The organism is Neobacillus sp. Fa239, from assembly GCF_055395235.1.
Genome location: NZ_AP041611.1, coordinates 4,530,098 through 4,552,629, shown reverse-complemented (window position 1 = coordinate 4,552,629; position 22,532 = coordinate 4,530,098). Strand labels below are relative to the sequence as shown.

The 22,532-nt window shown below is 33.3% G+C and carries 22 protein-coding genes; all 22 read left to right on the top strand.

Features of this window, described 5'->3' with window-relative positions; all coding sequences use genetic code 11:
• Positions 1-2 precede the first annotated feature (2 nt).
• The 22 genes from ACZ5XR_RS22585 (at position 3) to ACZ5XR_RS22480 (ending at position 22,518) form a co-directional block, all read left to right on the top strand.
• Positions 3-1,802, top strand: a complete 1,800-nt coding sequence (locus ACZ5XR_RS22585) for an ABC transporter ATP-binding protein (protein ID WP_464498722.1) — start codon at positions 3-5, stop codon at positions 1,800-1,802.
• 233 nt (positions 1,803-2,035) lie between these two features.
• Complete coding sequence (locus ACZ5XR_RS22580; RefSeq protein ID WP_464498721.1) at positions 2,036-2,773, top strand: YveK family protein; 738 nt, start codon at positions 2,036-2,038, stop codon at positions 2,771-2,773.
• On the top strand, positions 2,754-3,416 hold the full coding sequence (locus tag ACZ5XR_RS22575) for a CpsD/CapB family tyrosine-protein kinase (RefSeq protein ID WP_464498720.1): 663 nt from the start codon (positions 2,754-2,756) through the stop codon (positions 3,414-3,416). Before ACZ5XR_RS22580 ends, ACZ5XR_RS22575 begins: the two co-directional genes overlap by 20 nt.
• 278 nt (positions 3,417-3,694) lie before the next feature.
• Positions 3,695-3,835, top strand: a complete 141-nt coding sequence (locus ACZ5XR_RS22570) for a hypothetical protein (RefSeq protein WP_464498719.1) — start codon at positions 3,695-3,697, stop codon at positions 3,833-3,835.
• Between the two features lie 22 nt (positions 3,836-3,857).
• Entirely contained in the window at positions 3,858-5,684 is a 1,827-nt protein-coding gene (locus ACZ5XR_RS22565) for a polysaccharide biosynthesis protein (protein ID WP_464498718.1), read from the top strand.
• 28 nt (positions 5,685-5,712) lie between these two features.
• Positions 5,713-6,864: a glycosyltransferase family 4 protein gene (locus ACZ5XR_RS22560; RefSeq protein ID WP_464498717.1), complete on the top strand. Its 1,152-nt coding sequence runs from the start codon at positions 5,713-5,715 to the stop codon at positions 6,862-6,864.
• Positions 6,849-7,955 (top strand): glycosyltransferase family 1 protein, encoded by a 1,107-nt coding sequence (locus ACZ5XR_RS22555; protein ID WP_464498716.1) that lies wholly within the window; start codon positions 6,849-6,851, stop codon positions 7,953-7,955. Before ACZ5XR_RS22560 ends, ACZ5XR_RS22555 begins: the two co-directional genes overlap by 16 nt.
• A 4-nt stretch (positions 7,956-7,959) precedes the next feature.
• Positions 7,960-8,853 carry a glycosyltransferase family 2 protein gene (locus ACZ5XR_RS22550; protein WP_464498715.1) on the top strand — a complete coding sequence of 298 codons (894 nt, stop codon included), beginning with the start codon at positions 7,960-7,962 and terminating at the stop codon, positions 8,851-8,853.
• Between the two features lie 32 nt (positions 8,854-8,885).
• Positions 8,886-9,968: an EpsG family protein gene (locus tag ACZ5XR_RS22545; protein WP_464498714.1), complete on the top strand. Its 1,083-nt coding sequence runs from the start codon at positions 8,886-8,888 to the stop codon at positions 9,966-9,968.
• A 47-nt stretch (positions 9,969-10,015) separates the two neighbouring features.
• On the top strand, positions 10,016-11,116 hold the full coding sequence (locus tag ACZ5XR_RS22540) for a glycosyltransferase family 1 protein (RefSeq protein ID WP_464502410.1): 1,101 nt from the start codon (positions 10,016-10,018) through the stop codon (positions 11,114-11,116).
• Between the two features lie 35 nt (positions 11,117-11,151).
• On the top strand, positions 11,152-12,354 hold the full coding sequence (locus tag ACZ5XR_RS22535) for a glycosyltransferase (protein ID WP_464502409.1): 1,203 nt from the start codon (positions 11,152-11,154) through the stop codon (positions 12,352-12,354).
• Between the two features lie 19 nt (positions 12,355-12,373).
• Positions 12,374-13,447 carry a UDP-glucose 4-epimerase GalE gene (galE, locus tag ACZ5XR_RS22530; protein WP_464498713.1) on the top strand — a complete coding sequence of 358 codons (1,074 nt, stop codon included), beginning with the start codon at positions 12,374-12,376 and terminating at the stop codon, positions 13,445-13,447.
• Positions 13,448-13,473: 26 nt separating this feature from the next.
• Entirely contained in the window at positions 13,474-13,617 is a 144-nt protein-coding gene (locus ACZ5XR_RS22525) for a hypothetical protein (protein ID WP_464498712.1), read from the top strand.
• 20 nt (positions 13,618-13,637) lie between these two features.
• On the top strand, positions 13,638-14,252 hold the full coding sequence (locus ACZ5XR_RS22520; RefSeq protein ID WP_464498711.1) for a sugar transferase: 615 nt from the start codon (positions 13,638-13,640) through the stop codon (positions 14,250-14,252).
• On the top strand, positions 14,249-14,896 hold the full coding sequence (locus ACZ5XR_RS22515) for an acetyltransferase (protein ID WP_464498710.1): 648 nt from the start codon (positions 14,249-14,251) through the stop codon (positions 14,894-14,896). Before ACZ5XR_RS22520 ends, ACZ5XR_RS22515 begins: the two co-directional genes overlap by 4 nt.
• A 48-nt stretch (positions 14,897-14,944) precedes the next feature.
• The gene (locus ACZ5XR_RS22510) at positions 14,945-16,060 is read left to right on the top strand and encodes a DegT/DnrJ/EryC1/StrS family aminotransferase (protein WP_464502408.1); all 1,116 of its coding nucleotides are present in this window, start codon (positions 14,945-14,947) and stop codon (positions 16,058-16,060) included.
• Between the two features lie 39 nt (positions 16,061-16,099).
• A complete protein-coding gene (locus ACZ5XR_RS22505) occupies positions 16,100-16,441 on the top strand; it encodes a helix-turn-helix domain-containing protein (protein WP_464498709.1) in 342 nt (113 codons plus the stop codon).
• A gap of 85 nt (positions 16,442-16,526) precedes the next feature.
• A complete protein-coding gene (locus ACZ5XR_RS22500; RefSeq protein ID WP_464498708.1) occupies positions 16,527-17,561 on the top strand; it encodes a glycosyltransferase family 2 protein in 1,035 nt (344 codons plus the stop codon).
• Between the two features lie 72 nt (positions 17,562-17,633).
• Positions 17,634-18,782 carry a CDP-glycerol glycerophosphotransferase family protein gene (locus ACZ5XR_RS22495; RefSeq protein WP_464498707.1) on the top strand — a complete coding sequence of 383 codons (1,149 nt, stop codon included), beginning with the start codon at positions 17,634-17,636 and terminating at the stop codon, positions 18,780-18,782.
• 7 nt (positions 18,783-18,789) lie between these two features.
• A complete protein-coding gene (locus ACZ5XR_RS22490) occupies positions 18,790-20,070 on the top strand; it encodes a glycosyltransferase (RefSeq protein ID WP_464498706.1) in 1,281 nt (426 codons plus the stop codon).
• A gap of 20 nt (positions 20,071-20,090) precedes the next feature.
• Positions 20,091-21,287: a glycosyltransferase gene (locus ACZ5XR_RS22485; RefSeq protein WP_464498705.1), complete on the top strand. Its 1,197-nt coding sequence runs from the start codon at positions 20,091-20,093 to the stop codon at positions 21,285-21,287.
• Between the two features lie 61 nt (positions 21,288-21,348).
• Positions 21,349-22,518 carry a glycosyltransferase gene (locus ACZ5XR_RS22480; RefSeq protein ID WP_464498704.1) on the top strand — a complete coding sequence of 390 codons (1,170 nt, stop codon included), beginning with the start codon at positions 21,349-21,351 and terminating at the stop codon, positions 22,516-22,518.
• The last annotated feature ends 14 nt before the right edge of the window (positions 22,519-22,532 follow it).

Below are 22,532 nucleotides of genomic sequence, written 5' to 3'. Positions count from 1 at the left end.
AAATGGGACCTTTTTGGCATTTCATAAAAAGTATTCATTCATTCGCAGGAAAGATTCTTTATATTAACCTTTTAGGAATGATATTGATCAGCTTATTTGAAGGAATTGGGATTTTCCTTTTAGTTCCACTGATAAGCATAACAGGGATATTTAACGTTCCTTATGGAGACATTGAAGCATTATCTTGGATTAAAAATATTTTTTTAGGCATACCTAAAGATATAAGTCTGTTAATTATATTAATTAGCTATATTTTGCTAATTGTAGGGCAGAGTCTATTACAGCGAAAGCAAACGCTTATTAACACTAAAATACAATATGGATATTTAATGCATCTTAGGGAAGAGACATATAGGCTCTTAGTTCAATCAAACTGGGGCTTATTCTTGAAAAAAAGGAAATCTGATATCATTAATTTAATGATAACTGAAATTGCTCGGGTAAGCGGCGGCACTCAAATGTTTCTTCAATTCATTGCAGGCTTTATTTATACCTTAATTCAGATTGGAATTGCTCTATGGTTGTCTGCTCAATTAACAATAGTTACATTGATTTTTGGATTTACAATTATTTTCCTTTCTCGAAGGCTTATAAAGAGGAATAGTGAAATTAGTGAAGAGAATATTAAATTAGGAAAAGCCTATTTAGCTGGGATAACAGACCACTTTAATGGAATTAAGGATATTAAAAGTAATACACTTGAACAAACTCACATTGAATGGGTAAATACATTAGGTTTAAAAATAGAGAAAAATGTATTAGAAAGCGTCAAATTGAGTACCATATCTCAATTAATTTATAAAGTTGTATCAGCTTTTATTTTGGCAGGGTTTGCCCTTTTCTCAATAAAAATATTCCAGGCACAACCAGTACAGTTGATGTTAATTGTAGCAATTTTTTCAAGATTATGGCCTAGATTTAGCGGAATCCAAGATAATTTAGAACAATTAGGATCTATTATGCCTTCATTTAAACAATTAATAAAATTGCAAAATGAATGTTTGGATGCAAAAGAAATAAATGAAAATTCCTATTCGAATCTAAAACCATTATTCATTAAAAATGGAATAGAGTGTAGGGATGTATCTTTTCGTTATGATTCGAATCAAACTACATTTGCACTTCAAAATATTAATGTTTTCATACCATCAAATCAAATGACAGCCATTGTTGGACTATCAGGTGCAGGAAAGAGTACTTTAATTGACTTATTAATGGGGCTTAATAAGCCAGAGGATGGTCAGGTCCTTTTGGATGGAATACCACTTACAGGTGAAAATCTTATGTCATTAAGACGTTCTATAGGCTATGTAGCACAGGATCCTTTCCTGTTTAATTCGTCTGTGAGAGATAACTTATTATTGATGTGTCCTGATGCAAATGAGGAACAAATATGGGAAGCACTAGAATTCTCCTCTGCATCTGAGTTTATCAGAAAACTCCCTGAAGGAATTGACACATTGATAGGTGATAGAGGTATAAGGCTTTCTGGAGGAGAGCGTCAGAGGTTAGTATTAGCGAGAGCAATCCTTAGGAAACCATCAATTCTATTTTTAGACGAAGCTACAAGTTCTTTAGATACCGAGAATGAAGCTAAAATTCAAAAAGCAATTGACAAGTTGAAAGGAACAATGACGGTAATCGTTATAGCTCATCGACTATCCACCATCCGAAATGCAGACCAAGTCATTGTATTGGATCAAGGAATGGTGATTCAACAAGGTCAATTTAATCAACTGGCAAGTGAAAAAAGGGGAGTATTTAGTAGTTTGCTAAGTAAGCAAATGGGAGTTAGTGTTTGATTTTGAATATACCACCTTTTATGAGAATTAATTAACAAGGAATATATAAGTTTTTTAATTGACATGTTCTCTATAAAGAACTATATTATTAATATAAAGTTTTCACTTACATTATTTTAATGAAAACTTCGAAACAATCCTAGTGATGAACACTGAATTGTTTTTTTAAAAATAAATGTTCATTATCTAGAACGAATATTAGTAAATAAAAACTTTACAAAAAAGGTGGTCTAATGAATAGCTTCGATCAATTTAACAATATGGGAAAAAGAAAAGCCAAAGATATTAACTTAAAAGAATTATTTCAGGTGATTAAGCGACGATTTTGGATTATAGCAATAATTACCATTTTAGCTGGTTTAATCGGGGTAGCTCAAAGCAGCTCCAAGCCGGTTCCACTTTATAGTTCATCTTCTAGAGTTATAATAGGAGCCGACGAAGAATCTAGAACAACTCTCCAGGTCATTGTAAAAGATTCAACCATTTTAGATAAAGTGATTAAAGAATTAGGTTTAAATATATCAGCTGAAGCGTTGTCCAGCCAAATTAGTGTAGCGAGTGTTGATAGTTCCCAAGTTGTTAGTATTAGTGTTGTAGATAAAGATCCAAATCAAGCTGCAAGAATTGCGGATACGACAGCGAAAGTATTTAAGGATGAAGTTCCTAATATAGTTGGGAAAGACTATGTAAGGCTATTATCAAATGCTAAAGTAAACTATAATCAAATTAATCAAAGCAATAGCAATAGCAAGTTAATTGCAGCGATTATTGGTGGAATGGCATTTGGAATTGGTTTAGCGTTTTTATTAGAATCGTTGGACGATAAAATTCGTTCTGAGCGAGAAATAGAATCACTATTAGGACTGCCCGTACTAGGAAGAGTACCAAAAGCAAACAAAAAGAATGTGAAAAGGAAATCTAATAATATGCAGCTTGAATTAGAATTGAGAGGTGAGACTATTGGTAAGTAAAAGGAGGGAATTAGCAGCAACCAAAAAAAGAACTATCATTACCTACTGTCATCCCGATTCAATCATTTCGGAACAATTCCGAACGATTCAAACTAATATCAAATTCATGTTGGCTGAACAAAAAAGTCGAACCTTTTTAGTTACTTCACCAGGTGATGGAGAAGGGAAATCGACAACTGTGGCTAACTTAGCAGTGTCAATTGCTCAACAAAAGAAAAAGGTTCTCTTAATTGACGCAAATTTAAGGAACCCTTCCTTGCATTCCTTTTTTAAAATACCAAACTCAAATGGATTAACAGATGTTTTAACTGGAAGATTATCGTTTGGGGAGGCCGTTCATCATACTGAGATTTGGAGACTTGATCTTTTATCAAGCGGATTGGTTCCATTTAATCCAGTTGAATTATTAGGTTCACAAATGATGCAGGATCTGCTGAAGAAAGCCACACAATTATACGACACTATATTAATAGATTCCAATGCGATTCTTGAGGTGACTGATACAAAGATTTTAGCAAATCAATGTGATGGAGTTATCTTGATCATAAAAAATGGCAAAACAAAATTAGAAAAAGCTGCTGAAGCAAAAAAAGTATTAGAATTTGCTAAGGCCAAGCTAGTCGGTGTTGTTTTAAATCAATAACTTTTGAGAGTAAGGAAGTAAGGGAATTTTTTTTGTTCCATCTGTTCTCTATTAAGAACCACTTTGTTTTTAAAATATATTTTTGGATATTGGTAATGTCTCCTTTCCACTATCAATGGAGGTACTCGGTCACGCTGTGGGTCTATTGGACCTTAGACGCAAGTCGTCGAGAGTGTGATGTGAGGATGGGTTAGATGCCCAACTTTTAAAAAATATTAATCATGCGTTCTTCTTAAAGAGCGTATCATTAACATTTTTTAATCTAAGGAGTTGTGAAAATGAAAAATTTCGATCAATACCCAAAATCGATTAAAAGGGCAGTACGGTACATTAAGCAGGATGCTCCAAAGGAGCAGCTTGAAGATATTAAAAAGTTAATCGAGAGCGCAATCAAGTTAAGAAGTATAAAAGTAGATTAGGACTTATAAAAGGTGGGGGAGTATGACTTATCGGCAAAGGTTATCATTATTTATATTTATTGATTCCTGCATTGTTTTAACTGCTATTTTTTTTAGTCGATTTTTAGTAAATGCAACATTTTATGTAATTACATTTCCAATTGTCATAAGTTCAATAGTCATTTTACTGAGTCATCATCTCCTATCATTAAAATTTCATTTGTATAAAAAAGCATGGGAATATGCAAGTATTGGGGAGTTAATAAGTATTTTAAAGGCTGTGACAGCTTCCATTGTTATCGCTGCTGTTGCACAAGAAATCGTGATTCATCAAATTTTCCTCCGTCTACTCATCGTAACATGGTTGCTAAATTTATCACTAATAGGTGGTTCTCGGTTTTGCTGGAGAATGTACAGAGATTCCTATTTACATCAAGATAAAAATAAAAAGAGAACACTAATTGTGGGTGCTGGGTCTGCAGGGATGATGGTTGCTAGACAGCTTCACAATAATAATGAAGCCGACCTATTGCCAGTAGGATTTATTGATGATGATGAAAAAAAACATAAGCTGGATATTTTAGGAATACCCGTCTTCGGTGGAATTACAGAGATTGAGACTATTGTGAAAGATTTTGATATTGATAACATTGTTATTTCAATCCCATCACTAAGTAAGAAAGAATTAAATTTCATTTTTCAGGAATGTGTGAAAACCAGTGCCAAAACGCAAATTCTGCCAATGCTTGAGGATTTAATGACAGGAAAGGTATCAGTAAATCAATTTCGTGATGTTCAAGTAGAGGATCTACTTGGCCGTGATCCGGTTGAATTAGATATTGATAGCATTTCAGAAAATATTACTAATAAAATCGTTTTAGTTACTGGAGCAGGTGGCTCCATTGGATCAGAAATTTGCAGGCAAATTTCAAAATTTCATCCTAAACAATTAGTATTGCTTGGGCACGGTGAAAACAGTATTTATTCCATCGAGATGGAATTAAAAGAAACCCATAAAAATGCAGAAATCGATTTTGTCCCTGTGATTGCAGATTTGCAGGACGCTAAGAAGATGATGTCAGTTATGAGTACATATCAACCTGATACTGTTTATCATGCTGCTGCTCATAAACATGTTCCATTAATGGAAGCTAACCCTGAAGAAGCTATCAAAAATAACATTATTGGAACGATGAATGCAGCAAAGGCTGCAAGCTGGAATGGGGTTAAAACCTTTGTGATGATTTCAACGGATAAAGCTGTTAATCCAACAAGTGTGATGGGGGCAACCAAAAGGCTTGCTGAAATGATTATTCAGAAAATGGATAAAGAAAGTGGTACGAAATTTGTTGCTGTTCGCTTTGGAAATGTTTTAGGGAGCAGGGGCAGTGTAATTCCATTATTTAAAAAGCAAATTGAAAAGGGTGGGCCCGTCACGGTTACGCACCCTGATATGATTCGTTACTTTATGACAATTCCAGAAGCATCAAGACTTGTCCTTCAAGCTGGAGCACTTGCAAAGGGTGGCGAAATCTTTGTTTTAGATATGGGAGATCCAGTGAAAATTGTTGACTTGGCTAAGAACTTAATAAAACTATCAGGTAATTCCATCGAAGAAATTGAAATTGAATTCTCGGGTATGAGACCTGGAGAAAAGCTATTTGAGGAGCTTTTAAAAGAGGATGAAATTCATGACTTGCAAATTTATCCAAAGATTTATATTGGAAAAACTTCAGAACTCTATATTCAAGAAATAGAAGAGATCATCGCAACATACGCAAGTCTCAATAAAAAGGAAATTCGAGAGCGGCTCCTGTCACTTGCAAATTACAATGGGGCGATAAAACCAGAACTTTCAGTTTCTGTTTAAGAAAAAAGATTAATAGGTGGATGGTTTCATGCGAAAAAGGGTATTATTCTGTGCAACTGTGGATTATCATTTTAAAGCTTTTCATTTGCCATATTTAAAATGGTTTAAAGATCAAGGATGGGAGGTTCATGTTGCTGCTTTTGGGGATATCGAGCTTCCTTTTGTTGATAAAAAGTACAATATTCCCATTCAAAGGTCTCCTTTTAATAAAAGTAACATCTTAGCATATAAAGAACTGAAATCAATTATTTACAAAAACCAATATAAAATAATTCATTGTCATACTCCAATAGGTGGTGTACTTACACGGTTTGCTGCCAGGAGGGCTAGGAAGCAAGGGACAAAAGTTCTTTATACTGCTCACGGCTTTCATTTTTGTAAAGGAGCTCCATTATTTAATTGGCTGCTCTATTATCCTATTGAAAAATTTCTGGCACTATATACAGACTGCCTCATTACGATTAACCAAGAGGATTTTAATCTTGCAGAAAAACACAAATTTAAAGCTGGATTAATCCGGCATGTGCATGGTGTTGGAATAAGTACAGAGCTTTTTCGACCGGCTGAAGAGACACAAAAAGCTTTATTAAGGAAAAATCACGGGTATAAAACCGATGATTTTTTAATGTTTTACGCTGCTGAATTTAATAAAAATAAAAATCAAAAATTATTAATTGAATCAGTTGCGCTTATTAAACAAGTTGTCCCAAATGCAAAGCTTTTGCTAGCTGGAGAAGGACCATTACTTAAGGAATGCCAAAACCTGGCTGTTAAATTAGGAGTAAGTCATATGATAGATTTTCTTGGTTATCGAAATGACATTTCTGACTATTTAAAAATGAGCGATACAGCAGTGGCTTCTAGCCTAAGAGAAGGGCTTCCAGTCAATATTATGGAAGCAATGGCATGTGGATTGCCGGTCATTGCCAATGATAACCGTGGGCATCGGGAACTTGTCGAAAATGAATATAACGGCTGGATCATAAAAAATAACCCAGAGGAATTCTCAAACAGGATCAAGATTCTCGCAAGAAACAAAGATTTACGTACTTTACTTGGTTTGCATGGGCGGAACATTGTACACGCAAAATACAGCATTTATAAGGTATTAGAAGAAAAAAGTGAAATTTATAAAACTGAAATGGGAGAAATGGAGGATGTGTTGTGGGCAGTCCACTGAGGATATTGCATGTTGTTGTCAATATGAACCGGGGAGGTGCAGAAACATTAATAATGAATTTGTATCGGAATATCGATAGAGCGAAGGTTCAATTTGACTTTTTGACATGTAAAGAGGGGGTATTTGACTCCGAAATAGTTAAGATGGGTGGAATTGTTCATAGGATACCTTATATTTCCGACGTCGGACACTTTAGATATAAAAAAGAACTTAACAACTTTTTCATCGCAAATAATCAATATAAAGTGGTTCATTCACATATGGACAAAATGACTGGCTTAGTACTACGTGCTGCTAAACATGCTGGAATTTCAATTAGGATTTCACATAGCCATAATACTAGCAGTGAGGGAGGATTCGGTGCAAGGGTTTATAAATGGTATATTGGTAATCTTATTTTCTCAAATGCAACGAATCTGTTGGCATGTTCACAAAGTGCAGCTCACTGGTTATTTAAATGGAAAGCAAGAGAAGCGAAAATTCTAAAAAATGGAATTGATCTTAATCAATTTACTTTTAATCAACAAATTAGAAACGAAGTGAGAGGTGAATTACAGTTAACAAATAAATTTGTTTTAGGCCATGTAGGGAGATTTACCCATCAAAAAAATCATTCTTTCCTTATTGATGTTTTTGAAAAGTTTAGCAAAGTTAATAACAATGCTGTGTTGGTTTTAGTGGGAGACGGACCGTTACGTTTTGAGATTGAGAAAAAAGTTCAGACATTTAACTTAGTAGACAAAGTAAAGTTTGTTGGAATCCGTAGTGATATCAATCGTATTCTTCAAGCATTTGATGTATTCGTTTTTCCATCTTTTCATGAAGGATTGCCTGTTTCGCTAATTGAGGCACAATGCGCAGGATTACCTTGCCTCTTATCAGATAAAATTTCACAGGAAGTTGATCTTGGCTGTAATTTAGTGGATTTCCTACCACCTATAAACGAAACCCGATGGGTTCAAAAGCTAAAATATATCGAACCCTTAAGGTTTAACAGAGGGATTGTTACAAAATCAATTTCTAAGAATGGGTATAATATAAAAGAAACAGCAGGAAATATAGAAAATTTTTACCTAAGCATATCGGGGTGAGAGTATGAAAATGATAACGGTGTTTACTCCAACATATAATCGGGCCTATTGCCTACATAACTGTTATCAAAGCCTACTTCGTCAAACAAGTAAAGATTTTGTTTGGCTAATCATTGATGACGGATCGACTGATCATACAAAGGAATTAGTCAGAGAATGGATTGCTGAGAATAAAATTGAAATTAAATATCATTGGCAGGAAAACCAAGGGATGCACGGTGCGCATAATACTGCCTATGAAATCATCGATACAGAACTAAATGTATGTATAGACTCTGATGACTACATGCCAGATCAAGCTATTGAAAAGATTACAGTATTTTGGAGAAAGTATGGAAGTGAGAAAGTAAGTGGCATTATTGGGCTTGATTCCGATACTGATAATAGGATTATAGGAACAAGTTTACCTGAAGAAATGAAGCGTTCAACTTTGTTTAACCTTTATTACAAGTATGGGGTAAGTGGTGATAAAAAACTAGTTTATCGTACTGAATTAACGAGGATGTTCCCATATCCAATATTTAATAGTGAGAAATATGTGGGATTGGCCTACAAATATTATATGCTCGATAAAAAGTATGAAATGCTTTTAATGAATGAAGTGATATGTTGTGTTGAATATCTCACAGATGGTTCATCGCTAAATATGATTAATCAGTATCGAAGGAACCCAAGAGGATTTGCCTTTTATCGTAAGGAGCTAATGAAGTTACCCTTTACAAGTGTAACGTTTAAATTTAGACAGGCGATCCATTTTGTTTCAAGTAGTTTAATGATAAGTAATAAGAAGTTTTTAATGGAAACACCAGCTAAAGGGCTAACTTTTTTAGCTACTCCGTTTGGAATTCTACTATATTTTTATATCAAAAAGAAAACAAAGACAACCGTAACAAATTAGCAGTTTAAAAGAACATTGAAAGGAAAAAATATATGACTATTCTATGGATCAACTTAGCCATAGTTTTTATTTTGTCTTTTTTTTCAAGATATTTTGCAGTTCCTTCCTATGATCCATTTGCTTCTGTTCCAATAAGGCCTAATAAACTGTTAGCGTTTGGTGCAATGTTATCACTAGCTATGATTTCAGGACTCCGTTCTAATATAGGGGACACATACTTTTATAAACATTCATTTGAAACGAATGATTATACTTGGAAATTTATCACTACCCAAAAAGAAATTGGATTTGGGATTCTGCAAATGATATTAAAAAGGTATTCGAATGATCCACAAATTTTGATATTAACAACTGCAATAATAACTAATATATTAATTGTGCTTGTTTTATACAAATACTCAAGAATGTTTGAACTTAGTATGTACGTTTATATTACAGGTGGATTATTTTTAGTTTCAATGAATGGGTTGAGACAGTGTTTGGCAGCTGCGATTGTTTTTACTGCAACAAAGTATTTAATTAATGGCAATTGGTTGAAGTACATGGTCATTGTACTTCTCGCTTCCACTATTCATGAAAGTGCTTTTGTATTAATTCCAATTTATTTTATGGTTAGGTTCAAGGCGTGGTCAAAAGCCACTTTTATTCTGTTATTATTTTCTGTGGTCATTGTATTTGGTTTCGATAAATTTTCTTCGGTGTTATTTTCTGCCTTAAAGGACACCGAATTCGGTCATTACCAAAACTTTAATGAAGGTGGAGCAAATATCCTCAGAGTTGCAGTTGATGGTGTGCCTCTTTTAATTGCATTCTTTGGAAGAGATAAGCTTAGAAAGATATTTCCTCAAAGTGACTATATTGTGAATATGACCATGATTGGATTTGTCTTTATGATCATTTCAACTAAAAATTGGATATTCGCAAGATTTTCTATCTATTTCAGTTTATATGAACTAATCCTAATTTCTTGGATTGTAAAGCTTTTTACGAAAAGGGATCGCAAGATAATATATTATACCCTCCTAATTTGCTATCTTTTTTATTACTATTACGAGAGTGTAATTTCATTAAATATAATCTATCAAAGTAATTATATTCACGTTGCAGGGGGGTGAAGAATGTGGAACAAGTGCCCAAAAGAATATTACATGTTGTAAGCTCGATGGAACGTGGCGGAGCAGAAACATTATTAATGAATATATATAGGAAACTTGATAGAACAAAGGTCCAGTTTGATTTTCTCTCACATTCAAATCAAATCGGAGATTATGAAGAAGAGATTATTAATTTAGGTGGGAGAATATTTAAAGTTTCTAGTTTGGGTCAGCTTGGTCCTATTTCATATATTAAAGAATTAGTAAAAATCATGAAATCAAATAATTTTGCAGCTGTTCATTCCCATACAGACTTTCAAGCTGGAATTCCTGCATTGGCAGCAAGAATAGCTGGTATTAATAGGCGGATTTGCCACTCGCACAGTAATAATTGGCCAAAAGGAAATCAAATAACAGAAGTTGTTACCTTCAAAGTTCTTCAATCAATTATTAGGTTGTTTGCTTCACATTATTGTAGTTGCAGTTATGAAGCAGCACAATTTCTTTTTGGGAATAGGCTGGTTGAAAATGGAAAAGTGAGCATAATTAAAAATGGAATTGATATCAACGAATTCACAAAATATGGAATTCGTTGTAAAGATGAGATAATTAATGAGTTTGGATTACCATTTAATTCCAAAATAATTGGACATGTCGGACGATTTTCAGAATCAAAAAATCATTCATTAATATTAAAGGTTTTGAAAAGATTGTTAGATGAGGACAAAAGTTATTTTGTTTTACTAATAGGAGATGGTCCATTAAGAACACAAATTGAGGAGGAAGCAAAAAAACTAGGCATATCTGAACATATAAGATTGTTAGGAATACGAACTGATATCCCTAGACTTATGAAAGCTTTTGATGTTTTTCTATTTCCATCGAGGTTTGAAGGGTTCGGAATTGTAACCATTGAGGCACAGTCTTCTGGAACCCCATGTGTCATTTCTGATACTGTTCCAAAAACAACTGATATGGGATTAGGGTTAGTGACTTTTGTTAACCTAAATGAAAGCCTTGATGTTTGGTGTAGCAAAGTAAAGGAGGCGACAAATTGGGAAAGACCAAAAACTAATATAATTGTTGAAAATGTATCCAAGAAAGGCTATAACATTCAAAATAATCTCAATGATTGGTTCGATTTATATGGAGTAAGCAAAATGAACTGAGAGAACCTTTTGATTTTTATTATGCGAGGGACTACATAATGAAGAAAAAAATATTAATTTCATCTTTTGATTTAGCGATAGGTGGTGTGGAAAGAAGCCTAATTGGGTTATTGAGCCATATCGATTATACAAAATATGATGTAGATTTAATGTTATTTAAACATGAAGGTGAATTCCTTTCATTACTGCAGTCAGGTCCAAAGCTGCTCCCGGAAATTTCAGCCTACACCACCTTCAGGATGCCAATCAAGCAAATTGCAAAACAAGGACATTATCCTATTGCTTTATCAAGAATGATGGCAAAAATTATGGGTTCCTTTTATGGGAAACTAAATAGATTTGATGAACCAGGCTATCTTGTTATTCAATATGGATGGGAATTGTCCAACCGATTCTTACCTAAATTAAATAAAGAGTATGATGTGGCCATAGGTTTCCTATGGCCACATCATTTTATCGGGGAAAAAGTTAAAGCGAAAAAAAGGATTGGCTGGATTCATACAGACTATTCCAATATCAATGTGAATAGAAAAATGGAATCTAAGATGTGGAAAAAAATTGATCATATCGTCGCTGTTTCAGATGAATGCTCAAATACATTTATGAATATTTTCCCGGAATTAAAACAAAAAACAACAGTTATTGAGAATATTCTTTCACCAGTAATAATAAGAAAACAGGCCAATGATAATGCACCAGTAGATATGAAAAAGATTCCTGGAAAAACCATGTTATTAACAGTAGGCCGTCTTTCACATGCAAAGGGCTTAGATCATGCAATTAAGGCATGCAAGGAATTGGTGAACTTAGGGTATGATGTCGAGTGGTATGTAGTTGGTTATGGTCCACTTGAGAATGAATTAAGAGAACTTATAAGTTTATTAGATTTGACAGAATGTTTCCACCTATTGGGGAAAAAGACTAATCCGTATCCGTATATTAAAGCATGTGATATTTACGTGCAGCCTTCAAGATATGAAGGGAAGGCTGTTACTGTTAGGGAAGCTCAAATTTTGGGAAAGCCAATTGTGATAACTAATTTTCCAACAGCTAAGAGCCAGGCTAAGGACGGAATAGATGCTTTAATCACTTCCCAAGATGTTCCTGGTATTGTTAAAGGGATTCAAAAGTTAATGGATGATGAAAGTCTTAGAAATAAACTTATATCTAATACGCTTTCAATGGAATATGGAAATGAGAATGAGGTAGAAAAATTGTATAACTTAATTGAATCATAATTTAAGGTGAGGTGATATTATGGCTATTCTAGTTACAGGAGGAGCGGGTTACATAGGAAGCCACACATGTGTGGAATTATTGAATGCCGGTTTTGAAATTGTCGTCCTTGACAACTTTATGAACAGCAAACCGGAGTCATTAAATCGAATAAGAGAAATTACTGGTCGTGAATTTACATGTTATAATGTGGATTTACTTGATGAGTTAAAGATGTCTAATATATTTACAGAGAATGATATTGAGGCAGTCATACACTTTGCTGGATTAAAAGCGGTTGGTGAATCAGTCAATGTTCCACTTAAATATTATCAAAACAATATAACTGGCACCCTTGTCCTATGTGAGATGATGAAAAGAAATAAAGTGAAAAAACTTGTTTTCAGTTCATCAGCAACCGTTTATGGAATGCCGGAACGCTTTCCAATTTCGGAGGATTTCCCTCTAGAAGCTTTAAACCCATATGGGCGGACGAAACTCATGGTTGAAGAGATTTTACGAGATTTATATGCATCTGATAATGATTGGAGTATAGCTCTTTTGAGATACTTTAACCCTATCGGTGCTCATAAGAGTGGTTTAATTGGCGAGGATCCAAATGGTATACCAAATAACCTAATGCCGTACATTACACAAGTTGCTATTGGTAAGCTGAGGGAATTAAATGTTTTTGGAAACCATTATCCAACCCGAGATGGAACGGGTGTCCGGGATTATATTCACGTAGTGGACTTGGCAGCAGGTCATTTGAAAGCACTTAAACAGATTTCAAATTCTACAGGTGTTCAAGCATTTAATCTTGGTACTGGAAAGGGATATAGTGTTTTGGAAATGATATCAGCTTTTGAGAAGGCCTCGGGGAAAAAGGTACCATATAAGATTGTTGAAGCAAGACCTGGTGATGCAGCTGTATGTTATGCAAATCCTTTAAAAGCAGAACAGGTGCTAAGCTGGAATGCGATTAAAGATATTGATGAAATGTGTGCAGACTCGTGGAGATGGCAGGAAAAAAATCCGAACGGTTATTTAAATCAAATTACGGAAAGAGAAAATCTCCACTTATCCAGAAGTGGAGATTTTTTTATAAAAAGTTAAATATATTTAAGCGAGGTTATTTTAAAATGGCAATATCCGAAACTCTTACTCAGCAGAAATTCGTGGAAATACTGAAAAATACCTATTTAAAGGGACAGGAATCAGAACATATAAACGTAAAAGAATTAATTGAGGAAATTAAGCAGCAAGTAGAAATAGCGAAAATTTAAGATTGTGGGGAGATACCTTAATGAAGCGGATGTTTGATTTCTTAGTTTCATTGTTTTTATTTTTAGTCTTGTCCCCCATCTTCCTTATTTTTGCATTGTTAGTAATGTTCAAATTAGGCTCTCCAATTATATTCAAACAACAGCGTCCAGGCCTCGATGAAAAACCATTTTACCTATATAAACTTCGAACGATGACAGACGAAAGAGATCATAAAGGCCAATTACTGCCAGACTATAAAAGGCTGACACCTTTTGGGAAATTTCTAAGAAAATATAGTTTAGACGAATATCCACAGTTAATTAATGTGATTAAAGGAGATATTAGTTTAGTAGGCCCAAGGCCGCTATTAATGGAATATCTTCCTCTTTATACAAAAGAACAATCGAGAAGACATAATGTAAGGCCAGGTATAACTGGTTGGGCGCAGGTAAATGGCCGCAATGCCATCACATGGGAAGAAAAGTTTCAATTTGATGTCTGGTATGTAAACAACCAATCATTTATGCTCGATATGAAAATTTTATTTTTAACGATTTTTAAAGTTATAAAGTCAGAGGGAATAAATCAACCTGGAAATGCGACAATGGAAAGTTTTACTGGATCAAATTCTACCGTGAGAGGAGGGCACGGATGAATTTCGTGGTAATTGGCCGTGGGGGGCATAGCAAAGTAATTTCCGAGATCATTCTTTCAAAAAAAGAATATGAAATTGTAGGTTATTTGGATGATAAATACGAAAAAGTTAGTTTAATAGAAAATACCTTTTGTGGACCAATATCTTCTGCAAAAAGAATAATGGAATATTTTGAAGACCTTAGGTTCATCGTGGCAATTGGCGATAATAGAACGCGGCAAGTAATCGTTCAGAAATTAAATCTTCCCGATGAATATTATGTAACGGTTATTCACAAATCAGCTGTAATCAGTCCTAGCTCCAAGATAGGTCCTGGAACGGTAGTCATGCCCGGGGCTGTCATAAATGCTGATACTGAAATTGGCACGCATTCTATTATAAACTCGGGAACAGTGATAGAGCATGACAGTAAAATAAGCGATTTTTCGCATGTGTGTCCAGGAGCTATCCTAACAGGTGCTGTTGATCTCGGTCAAGGAGCCTATATTGGTGCAGGCGCAACGATTATTCCAAGCATTAAAATTGGTGAGTGGAGTATTGTTGGAGCCGGGGCAACAGTTATTCACGATATTCCTTCCTTTTGTACAGCTTTCGGTATACCTGCAAAAGTGAAAACCAATCATTTAAGTGTGAAGGTGAATTAATTGATCAATACAACATATAAAAAAAGGATTTTCCTTTCTTCTCCGCATATGAGTGGAAATGAACAAAAATATGTTAATGAAGCATTCGAAACCAACTGGATCGCTCCACTTGGCCCCAATGTAGATGCATTTGAAAAAGAAATAGCCGATCTTGTAGGAGTCAATGAAGCTGTTGCCGTTAGTTCAGGAACTGCAGCGATTCATTTGGCTCTTTCTTTATTAGGTGTAAAAAAAGGGGACATAGTTTTTTGTTCTAGCCTAACTTTTATAGCTAGTGCAAACCCAATTATTTATCAAGGGGCGGAGCCGGTATTTATCGATTCTGAACCAGAAACTTGGAATATGTCACCTCTGGCTCTTGAAAAGGCACTACAGGATGCTTCTAATGAAGGAAAATTACCAAAAGCGGCCATCGTAGTGAACTTATATGGTCAAAGTGCAAAAATGGATGAAATTGTATCAATTTGTAATCATTATGATGTTCCTATTATTGAAGACGCTGCTGAATCGCTTGGTTCTACATATAAAGGCAAATCAAGCGGAACATTTGGTAAGTACGGAATTTACTCATTTAATGGCAACAAAATTATTACTACGTCAGGTGGCGGAATGCTTATTTCAGATGACATTGATTCATTAAAACAAGCTCGATTTTTGGCTACCCAAGCAAGGGATTCTGCGCCACATTATCAACATAGCAGAATAGGGTTTAATTATCGGATGAGTAATATTTTAGCTGGAATTGGCAGGGCTCAATTAGAGATTTTAGTTGATAGGGTGGAAAAGAGAAGGGAAGTATTTAAACGATATCATCAAGAATTAGCTCATTTATCAGGATTTTACTTCATGCCCGAATTAGACAACACAAGATCGAATCGCTGGCTTACAGCTCTTACAATAAATGAGCATGAAGCTGGAGTGTCGGTTGATGAACTATTAAATGCCTTGCAAAACGAGAATATTGAAGCAAGACCAGTCTGGAAACCGCTTCATTTGCAGCCAGTTTTCCAAGGAGTCCGATACTACCCACATAGTGAAAGTGAGAATATTTCAGAACACTTATTTGCAAACGGAATTTGTTTACCATCTGGAACAAATATGAGTGAAGAAGATCAAATGAGAATAATACATTGTATTAAAAATACGAGAAAGAGATGTGTTTGATACGCACGAATATATCTGGGAAAAACGGGGTAAGTGTAAATGATCGGAAAAAATATATATGACATTCGTAAGCAAAGAGGATTCACGTTATCCGAGCTTGCTGAAAGAGCAAATATTTCAAAATCTTACTTAAGCAATATTGAGCGAAATATAAATCGGAATCCGTCCATCCAGGTAATGGGAAAAATTGCATTTGTATTGGATGTTGACCTTAAAACCTTATTACAAACAGGAGTAAAGGAGGAAAAGGATCAACAACCTGATATGGAATGGATGGAATTGATAAATGAATTAAAAGAATCAGGCATCGAAAAACAAGAATATAAGACATTAATTGAGTTTATTAAGTGGCAGAATCAGAATTTAGAAACAAAAAAATAAAAGTATCTGTAATGTTAATTTTTCTGAATCTGACCGACTTTCACGATTTTCTCAATTAAATTACATTGAAGGCGGGCGGGGCCATTTGAATCAAAAAGTAAGTGTGGTCGTACCAATATATAAGGTTGAACAGTATGTTTCCAGGTGCATCAATAGCATTTTGAAGCAAACCTACGCAAATTTAGAAATTATTTTAGTAGACGATGGATCACCTGATCAATGCGGAGTGATTGCCGATCAATATGAAAAGGCAGATAGCCGAATAAAGGTGGTTCATAAGGATAACGGAGGTTTATCGGATGCCAGAAATTATGGCATGCAGAATGTAACAGGTGAATTCACGATGTTTGTAGATAGTGATGATTGGTTAGAAGAATGCATGATTGAAAAAATGGTTCAGACTAGCAATCAATTTAGTGCTGATGTGGTACAATCGGCTTTTTATTATACGCATGACCATTTTCTTCTTTTTGATAACCGTGTTTATTCAGAAACCCACCCACCTGTTATTCTTGATAATCAATCACTAATGAAACAGCTAGTAATTAACGAGACAGTTAAAAACTTTGCTTGGGGTAAACTTTATAAAACGAAAATCATAAAAGACCTTCCCTTTAAAAAAGGTGTTTTATTTGAAGATGTATTTTGGGCCCATCAGGTCATGCAAAGGGTAGATACTTTTATCATTCTAAATACCCCGTTGTATTATTACTACCAAAGAGAAGATAGTATTGTAGCAAACTATTCGCCAAGAAATTTAGATATTATCAAGGGGTTAAAAGAGAGACATCACTTTATTGAAGAGTACTATAAAGACTTATCAGATGAGTCATATAAGATCCTCTTAATGACATGCTTAATACATTATAATCTTCTTTTACAAAACAGAGAAAAAGATATAGGGGCATTATTCAGGAATGAAATAAAGCTGTATATTAGGGTGAATTTTACTACATTTATAAAGGCGGTGAGGGATGATAAAATTTTAAAAAGACAATTATTATTGTTTAGAATTCATCCATATTTGAACGTCTTGTACATTATTTCCCAAAAGATGTTAAGAAGACTAAGAATATTTCCCCAGCCAGTTGGATTAAAACGAGTAGATTTTAAAATGTAGGAAAGTCTTAAAGAAAGTAACTCCAGGTTGAAATGGGGGCTCTTCTTTTATTTTCAATGGAGGCTGTTTAAATTGATCAAAAGATATTTAGCCCTTGCCATTGTTTATATATTTAACTGTCTTCCAATAAAGAAAAACAAAATTTTCCTATTTAGCTATTATGGAAGTCAATATGGGTGTAACCCCAAATATATAACAGAATATATTCTTCGGAACTATCCTAAAGATAAGTTTGATTTGGTTTGGGCTTTCAATAATCTTGATGATAAAAAGCATTTAAGTGGGTTTCGAAAAGTGAAGACAATGTCATTAAGGTATTTTTATGAATTATGCACGTCAAAGGTAGTTATTACCAACTTTAGAACAACAGAATTATATGTTAAGAGAAAAAATCAATACTACATACAGACTTGGCATGGTTCTATAGGCCTAAAACAAATTGAAAAAGATGTTGAAGAATCTCTCCCCTATCAATATGTACAAATGGCAAAAAGGGATTCTTTAAAATGTGACCTTTTGTTATCAGGAAGTGAATTTAGTACAAAAATGTTTAAAAGAACTTTTTGGTTTGAAGGAAAGATTTTTGAAAAAGGTTCACCACGATATGATGCATTATTTCAGGAAAATCAGTTAATTAAAGAAAAAGTTTTAAGGGGGTTAAATATTAGTGATGATAAAAAAATTATTTTATATGCCCCAACCTTTAGGAAGGATAACCAGTTAGATGTTTATAATGTAAATTACTCGGAAGTTATTAAAAGATTAAAAAGAAAGTTTCATGGAGAATGGATTTTCTTAGTCAGGCTTCATCCACATTTGATAATAAAATCGGAGCTGTTATTACATAAAGAAAATGTTATTGATGTAACTAGTTATGATGACATCCAGGAGCTCTTAAATATCACTGATATCTTAATAACGGATTATTCATCTTTGATGTTTGACTTTTCCGTTACACAACGGCCATGCTTCTTATATATACCAGATATACAGGAATATGAGAAAAATGATAGAAAGTTATATTTTGATATTAAGGACCTACCTTTTATCAGTTCAGAAAATAACCAAGAATTATTTAATCAAATAGAACATTTTAATGAAAAAGAATATAAAAGGAAATTAAATGAATTCTTAAAAAGCATTGGATCATTTGAAAAGGGTAATGCAAGTGGAAATTTGCTTAAGCACATTGAGGAAATTTGTTTTACTAGAAAAGAGTAGAAATAATATGAAATCGAATCCATATATTATTGGTCATACAGCCAATGGATATAAACGTGAAAATAATAAAGCAAAGGGTGAAAAGAAATATAACATTATGAAAAAAACTATACTATTTGTTATAGATTCATTAGATTGTGCAGGGGCTGAAAAAAGTTTAGTTACCCTTTTATCTCTTTTAGACTACTCTAGATATTCTGTAGATTTAATGCTTTTTGGATATGGGGGATTGTTGGAGGAATTAGTTCCAAAAGAAGTGAATATATTAAATCCACTAAAGTATACAACATTTGCGACATTAAACTTGAAAAAAGCATTAAAATACTCTCTACTTAATTTTAACTTTAAAATGTTGTCTTCTAGAATGAAATATTCATTTGAAATAAGGAAAAAAAAATATAATAACCCTCAAAAGGCGAGAGTCTTCTGGCAGTGTGTTTCAAAGGTCATTGAAATTAACCCAAAAGAATATGATATTGCTATTAGTTACGCACAAGGTGTTCCCACTTTTTATGTGGAAGAAAAGGTTAAAGCAATAAAAAAGTATGCATGGGTAAATGTAAGTTATCGATTGGATGAAATAGAAGAGGGATTTCAAAGAAAGTTTTATAATCAATATAATAAAATTGTGGCAGTATCTGATTCTGCTAAAGAAATATTTCTAGAGACATTCCCTTATTATTCTAAAAAAGTTGATGTCATTTACGATATAAATAATCATGAATTTATATCAAACATGGCTAGGCTGGGGGAGGGTTTTACAGATAATTTTGATGGAGTCAAGATTCTCACAATTGGAAGACTTTCTAATCAAAAAGGATATGATATTGCTCTTGAAGCATGTAAAAAACTGAAGGAAAAAGGAATTAAATTTAGATGGTATGCGTTAGGGAAAGGATTGTTAAGAAAAGAAATAGAAAAATATATTATTGAGAATAACTTAATTGAGCATTTTATATTGTTAGGGGTAAAGGCCAACCCTTATCCTTACATTAAAAATGCAGATTTATATGTACAAACATCAAAATTTGAAGGATTTGGACTTGCAATTGCAGAGGCTAGAATGCTTAATATACCCGTAGTCACTACAAGATATGATGCAGTTTATAATCAAATGATCAATGAAAAGAATGGTTTAGTTGTAGATATGAATGCTGATGCGGTTTGTGAAGGAATAATAAAGGTAATTAGTGATAAGGATTTAAAAGAAAATATTATTAAATACTTACAAACTGAAAAGAAAGGGAATATTGAGGAGATTGAAAAGTTCTATAAATTAATAGGCTAAAAGAAGGCGTGTTAAAAAGAATGAAGAAAAAAATAATATTTATGTTAATAAATATGAATGTGGGCGGAACGGAAAAAGCTTTACTTAATATGATTGCCGAAATTCAAAAAGAAAGTTTTGACATTACTATTTTGATGTTAGAAGAATATGGGGGCTTTCTAAACTTTATTCCAGATAGTGTTCATATTGAATATTTAAAAGGTTATAACAATATTAAAGAAATTTTGAATTTGCCCCCACACATGACTGCTTTTAAACTTTTTAAAACTGGTCATATAATAAAGGCTTTCAACATAATGTTCCTTCATGTTATTTCAAAAGTTTTGAAAGAGAGAAGCACTTTTTTTAAATATATCTTAAAAGATTATAAAAAGGATGAAACTGAATACGATATTGCAATAGCATATGCCGGTCCAATGGATTTCATTAGCTATTTTGTTATAAACAAAATCAAAGCTAAAAAGAAAATTCAGTGGATTCATTTTGATATTTCGAAAATTGGGTTTAATAAAAAATTTGCCTCTAGAATATATAAAAACTTTGATAAAATTTTTGTAGTTTCTAAACAAGGTAAAGAAAAATTAACTACATTATTACCAGCCATTACAGAAAAAGTTGATACCCTTTTAAATAGCATTTCATTTCAATCAATAGAGGAAATGGCTAATGATGGAAATGGATTTGAAGATGAATTTAGTGGTATTAGAATTCTAACTGTCGGCCGGCTTACAAAAGAAAAGGGGCAGGATGTAACTATTTCTGTTTTAGCTAAACTTAAGATTGAAGGGTATAACGTAAAATGGTACTGCATTGGCGATGGGAATGCTAGGATGGAATATCAAGATCTCATAGATAAATATCAAATTAATAATGATTTTATTTTATTAGGTACCAAAACTAATCCATACCCTTTTATGAAACAATGTGATATATATGTGCAACCATCACGACATGAAGGTTATTGTATTACATTATCAGAAGCAAAGTATTTTAAAAAGCCAATCATAACAACTAATTTCACTGGAGCTAGCGAACAAATTACAAATAACCATTCAGGTCTTATTGTCCAATGTGATCAAGAACATTTGTACCTTGCTATTAAAAAATTACTCGATGATCAAGAATTAAGATTTAAGCTGCAAACTAATTTATACTTTCAAGAATATAACTCAAACACTGACATCAATAAATTATTAAATATAGCTGCTGTTAATTAATGTCCCGAGTATTAATCCGTGGGGCATTTTTCTTACATACAAATGAAAGGGGGATGAAATAATGAAGAAGGTACTCTTTATGCTCACTAGTATGAATATTGGTGGTGTTGAAAAATCATTACTCACCCTGTTATCTGAAATGCCTAAATCAGAATATGAAATTACCATTTTATTATTAGAAAAGAATGGCGGATTTTTAGAATATCTTCCTGATTGGGTGAAGGTAGAGGAAGCAGTTTGGTTTAATAAAATAAAGCCTGTTATCATGCTGCCCCCACAGCAGACGATAAAAACTTACTGGAAGGATAAAGAATATATAAAAATATGGTCTTTTATATTATCCTATTTCATATCCAAATACTTTAATAGTCGCTATTTTTATTATAAAAATATTGCTAAGAGCATTCCATTTAATAAAAATGCATATGACATAGCAATATCTTACCAGGGACCGACAGATATTATCGATTATTATATTGCGAATAAAGTAAAAGCCCAAAAGAAAATATCATGGGTTCATTTTGATATTTCTAAACACGTGGTAAATAAAAGGCTATATGAAAAACTGTATAAAAAGTTTACTAAAATTAATGTTGTGTCCAATGAAGCCAAAAAACGTTTGTTGGAGCAAATTCCCGAATTGAAAAATAAAGTAGACGTTTTTATGAATATAATACCTTCTAATTTAATAATTGAACTATCTAAAAGCCCTATAGAATTTGATGAAAAATATAAAGGCATTAAGATTGTAACAGTTGGGAGGCTTTCAAAAGAAAAAGGTCAGGATTTAGCGATTAAGGCTTTATCTAAACTTAGAAAAGATGGTTATAACGTTAGATGGTATTGTATTGGTGAGGGAAATGATAGAGAGGAATACGAATCCCTGATAAAAGAATATAGCTTAAAAAATGATTTTATTTTACTAGGATCTTCCAGAAATCCATACCCATATATAGTTAATGCAGATATATATGTTCAAACTTCTAGACACGAAGGCTATTGCCTTACTTTAGCCGAAGCAAAATGCTTAGGGAAACCAATCATTACGACAAATTTTGTTAGTGCATACGAACAGTTGATAGATGGACATAATGGATTCATTGTGGAATGCAATGAGGAAGATTTATATAAAAAAATAAAATATTTAATTGATAATCCATTACATAGGAAGAAATTAGTTGAGAATCTTAGTGGTTCCGTCTTAAAAGAAATGAAAAAGGTGTTAATTTAAAATGAAGGGAATTT